The following is a 9,101-nucleotide window of genomic DNA, read 5'->3' as shown; positions in this document are numbered from 1 at the left end:
CCGGCAGCTTGTCCCATTTACGCTGCTGCAGCGCCATGCCCTGCAGCTCGCGTTCAATAACGCTGATGCCCAGGTCGGCCTTGGTAGGAAAATGATAATGCACCGCTGCATTTTTAATAGCCAGCGGCGCCGAAATATCAGCATAGCTGAACGCATTAAAACCCTTGGTGCGGATCAGGTGATCGGCCAGCTCAATAATTTTTTCACGGGTATTATCCGCCATGTTCATTTATTTCAGGCGGTAAATATACTGACTAATCAGTAAGTAAGCAAAAAGAAGGGGAAAAGCCGCTTTTTGAACGAAAGGCGGCCCTATGAGAAAATGATGAAATAATGTGTATCTTATCCCGTAAAATTCCACTGTACAACAGGAACGGATCAACGTTAATTAATTCACAACATGAATAGAAACTTATTTACCGGCTGCCTGGTAGCCGCTTTAGGCGGACTGCTGTTCGGGGCAGATACCGCGGTAATTTCCGGTGCGGAACAGGCCATTAAAGATGTATTTCAGCTGGATGGTTTCTGGCACGGCTTTACCAACTCTATTGCTTTAATAGGTACGATCATCGGCGCCATCGGCTGCGGTATTCCGCTGGATAAATACGGCCGTAAAAAGGTGCTGATACTGGTAGGCATATTTTACATCGTATCTGCCCTGGGTTGCGGCCTCTCGCATTCCTGGCCGGCCTTTCTCATTTACCGCTTTATCGGCGGGTTAGGTATTGGCGCATCGTCTGTGGCCGGCCCCATGTATATTTCGGAAATTGCGCCGCCCCGGCTGCGCGGCCGGCTGGTAGCATTATTCCAGTTCAATATTGTGCTGGGCATATTGCTCGCTTATTTTTCCAATTACTTCATTAATAAATGGGTAGCTATTGACGCCTGGCGCTGGATGCTGGGCGTACAGGCAATACCGTCGCTGCTGTTCCTGCTGCTGTTATACCTGATACCGGAAAGCCCCCGCTGGTTAATGAAAAAGCAGCGTACCGCAGATGCGCGGCAGGTGCTGCTGTCATTAGGCAATACAGATGCCGATGTTATTGTGGCCGATATTGCCGCGTCCTTGCAGGCGGAAAACAGCGGGCATGCAGAAAAGCTGTTTACGCGCAAGTTCTCTTTCCCGGTATTATGCGCCATACTGCTGGCTACCTTTAACCAGTTCTCGGGCATTAACGCCATTATGTATTATGCGCCCCGCATTTTTTCCATGACCGGCCTGGCGCGCGATACCGCGCTGCTGCAGGCAGTGCTCATAGGGGTTACCAACATGGTGTTCACCATCATTGCCATGTTTGTGATTGATAAATTCGGCCGTAAAACGTTGCTCATTGCCGGCTCCATAGGCATGATCGTGTTCCTGGGGTTAACCGCCCGCGCGTTTTACCTGCAGGATTTCGGCGGCTACATGGTGCTGGTGTACCTGGTGGGTTTTATCGCCAGCTTTGCATTTTCGCAGGGCGCGGTGATATGGGTGTTCCTGGCAGAGATCTTCCCGAACTCCGTACGCGCCAAAGGCCAGGCCCTGGGCAGCTTTACGCACTGGTTCTGGGCAGCGGTAATGACGTGGTTATTTCCCATTGTAGCAGAGCTGCCTCATGGCGGAACGCTGGCATTCGGCTTTTTTTGCGTAGCCATGGTGCTGCACCTGCTGTTTGCAGTAAAAATGCTGCCTGAAACAAAAGATAAATCCCTGGAAGAGCTGGAGAAGGTGGTGCTGCGGTAAATCAGCACCCCCCTCCCCAAAATCCTGATATTTTTTCCCCTTATTATGTAAAAGACCTGCCTGCAGGCGGGAGTAACTTTGCATAAAAAGGAGGGTTCAAATGGCAACCACTACTATAGACAGGCATAAAAAAACAACCGCACCGGCTGACGCTACGCTTAAAAAAGACACATTCCCGGTGCTGGAAATGACCTGCGCCGCCTGCGCAATAAGCGTGCAGTCCATGCTGCAGTCTGTAAACGGTGTAAAAGAAGCCGGCGTTAACTTTGCCAATCAAACAGCCTCTGTTTTATACAATCCTGGCATAGCCACCCCTGAAGCACTGCAAAAAGCTGTTCGCGCCATCGGGTACGACCTGGTTATTGACACTGCCAACCAGCAGCAGATACAGGAAGCGGCGCAGCAGCAATATTATAAACGTCTTAAAACAAGAACCATCTGGTCGTCCCTGCTGGCATTGCCGGTAGTAATAATCGGTATGTTCTTTATGAACATGCCTTATGCTAACTGGATGATGCTGGTGCTGGCCACCCCGGTGGTTTTTTACTTTGGCCGCAGCTTTTTCATCAACGCATTTAAGCAGGCCCGTTTTGGTAAAGCCAATATGGACACGCTGGTAGCGCTTAGCACCGGTATTGCCTGGGTATTCAGCGTTTTCAACACCATATACCCGGCTTTTTGGCACCAGCGGGGCTTGCATGCACATGTATATTTTGAAGCAGCCGCAGTGGTGATTGCATTTATTTCCCTGGGTAAGCTGCTCGAAGAAAAAGCCAAATCAGGCACTTCTGCCGCCATTAAAAAGCTCATGGGTTTACAACCTCAAACCGTAACCCTGGTGCAGCCAAACGGGCAAATGCAGCAGGTGCCCATTGCACAGGTGAAGGTGCAGGATGTGCTGCTGGTAAAGCCGGGCGAAAAAATACCGGTAGATGGGGTGGTAACCGGCGGCGCGTCTTATGTAGATGAAAGCATGATCAGCGGCGAGCCGCTGCCTGTAAGCAAAACAGCAAACGCAAAAGTTTTTGCCGGCACCATTAACCAGCAGGGCAGCTTTCAGTTCAGGGCCGAAAAGGTAGGCGACGATACTGTGCTGGCCCGTATCATAAAAATGGTGCAGGAAGCGCAGGGCAGTAAAGCGCCCGTGCAAAAGCTGGTTGATAAGATAGCCGGTATTTTTGTACCGGTGGTAATAGGCATAGCAGTGCTCACTTTTGTTGTGTGGATAGTGGCCGGCGGCGACTATGCATTTACCCGTGGCCTGTTAGCTGCTGTAACCGTACTGGTAATTGCATGCCCCTGCGCATTAGGCCTGGCCACACCCACTGCTATTATGGTGGGCGTAGGCAAGGGCGCCAGCCACCACATGCTGATCCGGGATGCGGAAAGCCTGGAGCTGGCCCACCGCGTAAATGCCATTATACTGGATAAAACCGGTACTATTACAGAAGGCCGGCCCGCGCTTACAGATACCTTTTCCATACAGGATAACCCTTTGTGGAAACAGGTGCTGCTGGCCATGGAGCTGCAGTCGGAGCATCCGCTGGCAATAGCCGTGGTAAACGGTTTACAGCAGCAGAACGTACAGCCGGTTGCGCTGGAAAATATCAGCAGCGTTACAGGTAAAGGCGTAACAGCAGTATATGAGGGCGTTACCTGGCGCGTTGGCAACGCCCGCTTCCTGGAAGAGCAGGGCATTGTACCTGGTACGCAGCTGGCGCAAAAAGCACAGGAGTGGCAGGCGCTGGGTAAAACCGTAATTGCATTTGCAGCCGGTAATAACGCAGTGGCCGTGCTGGCAATAGCCGACCAGGTAAAGGCCACTTCCAAAGCAGCCATTACCCGCCTGCAGCAGCAGGGCATTGCAGTGTATATGCTCACCGGCGACCAGCAGCAAACCGCTGCCGCAGTGGCCCGGCAGGTAGGCCTGCAGCACTTTAAGGCAGGCGTAATGCCGGAGGAAAAAGCCGCTTTTGTAAAAGAGCTGCAGCAGCAGGGAAAGGTAGTAGCCATGGTGGGCGATGGCATTAACGACAGCCATGCGCTGGCCCAGGCCGATGTAAGCATTGCCATGGGCAAAGGATCGGATATTGCCATGGACGTAGCCAAAATAACGCTCATTACCTCCGACCTTAACACGCTGCCGCAAATGCTGCGCCTTTCCCGCCAAACAGTGCGCACCATCCGGCAAAACCTGTTCTGGGCGTTTATCTATAACATGATAGGCATACCGCTGGCCGCAGGAATATTATATCCCTTCAACGGCTTCCTGCTGGATCCCATGATCGCCGGCGCCGCCATGGCCCTGAGCTCTGTGTCTGTAGTAAGTAACAGCCTGCGGTTAAAGCTGTCGGCATTATAAACCCGTATTAAACATTTAATAAGCATAAAGAAGCATAGTATGGAAACATTAAAATTTAAAACAAACATTAAATGCTCCGGTTGTGTAGACACTATTACACCTTACCTGGATAAGGTGGCCGGTAAAGATACCTGGACCGTGGACCTGCAAAGTCCTGATAAAACACTGGTTGTTAAAACAGGTAACGCCATTACCAGTGCAGATGTGATCAATGCGTTGGAAAAAGCCGGGTATAAGGCAAGCAATGTATAAATGCATACAGGGGCTGAAAAGAATGTAAAATCATAAATGTAAAATGTAGAATGTAAAAGTTGGCTGCGGTGCGGGCCCGGTTAACTTTGCCCTCCAACTTTTACATTTATTATTTAACATTTTACATTTTAGATTCTTTTTTGGTCGCCCCTGTTAAAACATAAAAAAAGTTGCAAATAATATAAGCTTCCATTGCGTATTACCATTACCTTTGCTGTTGTATGAAACGGTTTATTGCTGTTATATTAGCTTTCATTTACATGAGCACCGCCATGGGCGCTACTGTGCAGCTGCATTACTGCATGGGCAAGCTGGTGGAATGGGAGCTGGGCAACCGCAAAAAAGACCATTGCAGCGTTTGCGGCATGAAAAAAAGCGCTGTAAACGCCACCTCCAAAAAGAAATGCTGTGAGGATCAATACAAAGAGATAAAGCTGAAAAACGACCACCGTACGCCTGAAAGCGCCGGTTCCTTAATATTCCCCGTGCCCGAAGCAACGCCGGTGGCCACTTATACTTTTGATGCTGCGCCGGTTACCTCCCTGGCTGTTACCTTTCCTGTAGCCCAGGCGCCGCCTGGTAAAAGCAGCATTCCCGTTTTCCTGCTGAACTGTAACTTCCGCGTCTGATATACAACCCCCGCTACCGTTAATCAACCATAACGGATCTTTCCCGCATTTACATTTTTCTTTTTACTTCCATAATTGCATTGCATGGTACATAAGATCATTGCATGGTCGTTGCGTAACCGCTTTATGGTTATCATACTGGCGGCAGCGTTATTTGCATGGGGATTTTTCGCCGTTAAGAAAAACCCGATAGATGCTATTCCAGACCTGTCGGAAAACCAGGTAATAGTATTTACAGAATGGATGGGCCGCGGTCCCCAGCTGATAGAAGACCAGGTTACCTATCCGCTGGTCACCAACCTGCAGGGCATTGCCAAAGTTAAATATGTACGGGGCTCCTCTATGTTTGGCATGAGCTTCATCTTCGTAATATTTAATGACGATGTGGATATTTACTGGGCAAGGGAGCGCGTGCTGGAGAAGCTCAGCACCATTACCAGCCAGCTGCCGCAGGGCGTAGCACCCACCCTGGGACCCGATGGCACCGGCGTGGGCCACATACTCTGGTACACGCTGGATGCGCCGGATATGGACCTGGGAGAGCAGCGCGCCATCCAGGACTGGTATGTGAAGTTTGCTCTGCAAAACGTGCCCGGCGTAAGTGAAATAGCATCCTTCGGCGGTGCCCGGCAGCAATACCAGGTAACAGTAGATCCCAATAAGCTGCTGTACTACCAGCTGGGCATAACAGACGTGATCAATGCCATACGCGCCAGCAACAATGAATCCGGCGGCCGTAAGTTTGAAATGAGCGGTATAGGCTACATCATCAAAACCAGCGGCTACCTGCAGTCCATAGAGCAGATCCGCAACATCGCGGTTAAAACACAGAACTCCATACCCATCCGGGTAGCGGATATAGCCACGGTGCAAATGACTGGTGAAAGCCGTTTGGGCATCTTTGACCAGGATGGTAAAGGCGAGCGGGTAGGCGGCATAGTGGTAATGCGTTATGGAGAAAATGCCGATGCCGTGATCAACCGGGTAAAAGCCAAAATGAAGGAAGTAGCCAAAGGCCTGCCGCCTGGTGTAAAGTTCGATATCGTGTATGACCGGGGCGCCCTCATAAAAGAGTCTGTTGGCTCCATCAAGCGCACGCTCATCGAAGAAATGATTGTGGTATCGGCAGTAGTGATCATTTTCCTGTTCCACTGGCGCAGCGCATTAAGCATCATTATCCAGATACCCGTTACGCTGGCTGCCAGCTTTATTCTCCTGAACGCATTTGGCATTTCCTCCAACATCATGTCGCTTACCGGCATTGCGCTGGCAATAGGGGTGATTGTAGATAACGGCATAATCATGAGCGAAAACGCCTACAAGCACCTGGCGGAGAAATATGCCGAATACCAAAAGAAAACGCATGCATAACATGAACCGGATCAAAAAAATATTCCGCAAAAAACAACACTGGATCAGTGAAGAAGAGCGGCTGGCCGTGATAGAGCAGTCCAGCAAGCAGGTGTCGCGGGGGGTGTTCTTTGCTACCATTATCATCATCACCTCCTTTCTGCCGGTGTTTATGCTCACCGGGCAGGAGGGCAAGCTGTTTCACCCGCTGGCCTTTACCAAAACCTTTATTATGCTGGTAGATGCGGTGCTGGTAATTACCCTGGCGCCGGTGCTCATTTCTTTTTTCATGAAAGGTAAATTTCGGCCGGATCATGCCAACCCCGTAAACCGCCTGCTGGAGCGCATTTATGAGCCATTGATACGCTGGGTGCTGCGCTGGCGCAAAACCACGCTGGCCATTAACATACTGGCGCTGGTTATTTCCATACCGCTGCTGAAAAGCCTGGGCACGGAGTTTATGCCCCCGCTGGATGAGCAAAGCATCCTGTTCATGCCCGTTACGCTGCCGGATGTAAGTAACAGCGAAATCAAACGCATCCTGCAGGTGCAGGACAAAATAATCCGCACGGTGCCGGAGGTTGATAAGGTGCTGGGAAAGGCCGGCCGCGCCGGCACTGCTACCGACAATGCGCCCATGAGCATGATAGAAACCATTATTATGCTGAAGCCTAAAAGCGAGTGGCGCAAAGGCATTACCAAGAAAGATATTATTAACGAGCTGGATAAAAAGCTGCAGATACCCGGCGTGGTAAACGGGTGGACACAGCCCATTATTAACCGCATTAACATGCTGGCTACCGGCATACGCACCGATGTAGGCATTAAAGTATTCGGGCAAAACCTGGACACCATTGCCGCTGTTTCAGAAAAAGTAAAACACGCGCTGGAAGGCACCCCCGGCGTGCAGGATTTGTATGTAGAGCCGGTCACCGGCGGCAGGTACCTGGCCATTAACATAAAGCGCGACGCGCTGGCCCGTTATGGCCTTACAGTAGATGATGTGAACCAAACAGTAGAAGTAGCCCTGGGCGGTGCGCCCATTGGTAATACCATTGAAGGCCGCCGCCGTTTTTCCATCAGCGTACGGCTGGCGCAGGACTTCCGCAACAGCGTGGCGCAGATACAGCGCATCCCGCTGCGCTCTCCCGCGTTTGGCGAAATTCCCCTGGGCGAAGTGGCCGATGTGCAATATGAAGATGGGCCGCCCATGATCTCCTCGGAGAACGCTATACTGCGCGGCGCTGTAATGTTCAACGTGCGTGGCCGCGACCTGGGCAGCACCGTACGCGATGCCATCGGCAAGGTAAACGCGGCAAAACAGGTATTGCCGGCCGGCTATTTCCTGGAGTGGAGCGGGCAGTACGAAAACCTGATCCGGGGTAAGCAAACGCTCATGTGGATAGCGCCCGTAGTGCTCATCGTCATTTTCTGCTCCCTGTATTTTGCTTTCCGCTCTTTCCGCGAAGCTTTCCTTAGCCTTATTACCGTGCCGTTTGCATTAATAGGCGGCGCCTATATCATTTATATATGGGGCGTAAATCTTTCCGTGGCAGTAGCAGTGGGCTTTATAGCCTTGTTTGGCATTGCGGTGGAAACAGGTATTGTAATGGTTATTTACCTGAACGATGCCATGGTGCAGCTGGTAAAACAAAAGGGCAACTCCGCGGCTGCCATTACAAAACACGACCTGCGGGATTTTGTGGTGGCCGGCGCTGCCAAACGCCTGCGCCCCAAGCTCATGACGGTATGTGTATCGCTGTTTGGGCTGGTGCCGGTATTATGGGCCTCCGGCGTGGGAACCGATGTAATGAAGCCTATTGTGCTGCCCATGATCGGCGGCGTGCTTACATCCTCTACCCACATATTGCTGGTAACGCCCCTCATTTTTTTAATGACTAAAGAATATGAATTACGCAAATATGGCAAGCTGGAAATACATGTTACGCAACATTAGTACGGCGCTGTTATACATATGCCTGTTGCCGGCGGCCGCCGCTGCCCAGGCGTTGCCCGTATATTCGCTCGACACTATCCTGCAGCGCATAGAAAGGGATAACGTAAAGCTGGATGCTTATAAGCTCAGGGCCGCGGCGTATGAATACAATGCCGAAGCAGCCACCGGCTGGATGGCGCCTATGGTGGGCGCAGGCACGTTTATGACGCCATACCCCGGCGTAAAAACCATGAGCCCCGGCGATAAAGGATCGCTGATGCTGGAGCTGGAGCAGGATATTCCCAACACCTCAAAGCTGCAGGCAAAAAAGCGCTACATCGCATCTCAGGGCAACATGGAAAAGGCCGGCCGCGCAGTTACCTTAAACGAGCTGAAGGCCCAGGCCAAACGCCTGTACTATACCTGGATAATTGCAGCGGCCCGCATACGGGTGTTGCAGCAGAACCAGCAGATCATGGAAACCATGAAAAAAATAGCCGAAGTACGCTATCCCTACAACCAGTCGCAGCTGGGCAGCATTTACAAAGCAACCGGCAGGGTAGCGGAGAACTATAACATGATACACATGCAGCACGGGATAATTGATAAAGCCAGGGCCTGGCTCAATGCCCTTATGAACCGGCCGGGCGCCGAAGCTTTTGATATTGACACTACTGCTGTACCGGAATTTACGCCGGCCGCTACTTATGATACAGCCACCCTGGCAGCCACCAATAAGGCAGTAGAAAAAATGGAAGCAGGCATACAATCCATGCAGCTGAATATTAAGGCCATGCAGCTGGAAAAACGGCCCGACTTCAGGCTGCGTTTTGACCATATGTACCC

General features: G+C 51.2%; 8 protein-coding genes. 7 read left to right on the top strand and 1 reads right to left on the bottom strand.

What is annotated here, in order from left to right:
* Window positions 1–223: TetR/AcrR family transcriptional regulator (locus VFS25_RS16580; protein ID WP_326463284.1), on the bottom strand; the 223-nt coding region annotated here is incomplete at its 3' end.
* Window positions 224–400: 177 nt separating this feature from the next.
* On the opposite strand from VFS25_RS16580, the gene VFS25_RS16575 reads away from it, so the two are divergent.
* The 7 genes from VFS25_RS16575 to VFS25_RS16545 form a co-directional block, all read left to right on the top strand.
* Complete coding sequence (locus tag VFS25_RS16575; protein ID WP_326463283.1) at window positions 401–1,726, top strand: sugar porter family MFS transporter; 1,326 nt, start codon at window positions 401–403, stop codon at window positions 1,724–1,726.
* Between the two features lie 100 nt (window positions 1,727–1,826).
* Window positions 1,827–4,088, top strand: coding sequence for a heavy metal translocating P-type ATPase (locus VFS25_RS16570; RefSeq protein ID WP_326463282.1), 2,262 nt, complete (start codon window positions 1,827–1,829; stop codon window positions 4,086–4,088).
* A 39-nt stretch (window positions 4,089–4,127) separates the two neighbouring features.
* Window positions 4,128–4,340, top strand: coding sequence for a heavy-metal-associated domain-containing protein (locus tag VFS25_RS16565; RefSeq protein ID WP_326463281.1), 213 nt, complete (start codon window positions 4,128–4,130; stop codon window positions 4,338–4,340).
* 221 nt (window positions 4,341–4,561) lie between these two features.
* Window positions 4,562–4,969: an HYC_CC_PP family protein gene (locus VFS25_RS16560; protein ID WP_326463280.1), complete on the top strand. Its 408-nt coding sequence runs from the start codon at window positions 4,562–4,564 to the stop codon at window positions 4,967–4,969.
* An 84-nt stretch (window positions 4,970–5,053) separates the two neighbouring features.
* Window positions 5,054–6,340: an efflux RND transporter permease subunit gene (locus tag VFS25_RS16555; RefSeq protein ID WP_326463279.1), complete on the top strand. Its 1,287-nt coding sequence runs from the start codon at window positions 5,054–5,056 to the stop codon at window positions 6,338–6,340.
* Window position 6,341: 1 nt separating this feature from the next.
* The gene (locus VFS25_RS16550) at window positions 6,342–8,276 is read left to right on the top strand and encodes an efflux RND transporter permease subunit (RefSeq protein ID WP_326463278.1); all 1,935 of its coding nucleotides are present in this window, start codon (window positions 6,342–6,344) and stop codon (window positions 8,274–8,276) included.
* On the top strand, window positions 8,260–9,101 hold an 842-nt coding region (locus VFS25_RS16545; protein ID WP_326463277.1), incomplete at its 3' end, for a TolC family protein. The genes VFS25_RS16550 and VFS25_RS16545, both read left to right, overlap by 17 nt.

Source organism: Chitinophaga sp., from assembly GCF_035761305.1.
Classification (GTDB): domain Bacteria; phylum Bacteroidota; class Bacteroidia; order Chitinophagales; family Chitinophagaceae; genus Chitinophaga.
Note: the sequence above shows the minus strand (reverse complement) of the source record. Positions and strands in the feature narration are given on the sequence as shown.

What these genes read in the sequence shown, in the direction of transcription:
- VFS25_RS16575 (WP_326463283.1), top strand. Translation starts at nt 401, where the DNA reads ATGAATAGAAACTTATTTACCGGCTGCCTGGTAGCCGCTTTAGGCGGA.
- VFS25_RS16570 (WP_326463282.1), top strand. Translation starts at nt 1,827, where the DNA reads ATGGCAACCACTACTATAGACAGGCATAAAAAAACAACCGCACCGGCT.
- VFS25_RS16565 (WP_326463281.1), top strand. Translation starts at nt 4,128, where the DNA reads ATGGAAACATTAAAATTTAAAACAAACATTAAATGCTCCGGTTGTGTA.
- VFS25_RS16560 (WP_326463280.1), top strand. Translation starts at nt 4,562, where the DNA reads ATGAAACGGTTTATTGCTGTTATATTAGCTTTCATTTACATGAGCACC.
- VFS25_RS16555 (WP_326463279.1), top strand. Translation starts at nt 5,054, where the DNA reads ATGGTACATAAGATCATTGCATGGTCGTTGCGTAACCGCTTTATGGTT.
- VFS25_RS16550 (WP_326463278.1), top strand. Translation starts at nt 6,342, where the DNA reads ATGAACCGGATCAAAAAAATATTCCGCAAAAAACAACACTGGATCAGT.